Here is a 271-nt window from a genome sequence, read left to right as displayed (position 1 = left end):
GTATTACAACAGGCCGCACTGATTCAACATCAGCGTTTAGCCCTAGCGATGAATGGGTTCAATTTGATATAGATACATTCGATGGATTAGGTTCTCATTCTGGTTCTGAAGGCAGTGCTCCTGAACCAATTCCAGAACCAGAACCACTTGAACCACTTGTTTGTGGCGCAGAAAAAGTACTAATTAACGCTATACAAGGCGATAGCTCTGCAAGCCCGCTTGTTAATACTTTAGTAGAGTTTGAGGGTATTGTAACCGCAGACTTCCAAGA

The 271-nt window shown here is 43.2% G+C and carries 1 protein-coding gene; it reads left to right on the top strand.

Annotated features, from left to right (window positions below):
* Positions 1-271: hypothetical protein (locus AAEY57_RS20060; protein WP_350608671.1), on the top strand; the 271-nt coding region annotated here is incomplete at both ends.

The sequence above is a fragment of the Pseudoalteromonas sp. MER144-MNA-CIBAN-0113 genome (genome assembly GCF_040308965.1).
GTDB lineage: Bacteria > Pseudomonadota > Gammaproteobacteria > Enterobacterales > Alteromonadaceae > Pseudoalteromonas > Pseudoalteromonas tetraodonis.
Note: the sequence above shows the minus strand (reverse complement) of the source record. Positions and strands in the feature narration are given on the sequence as shown.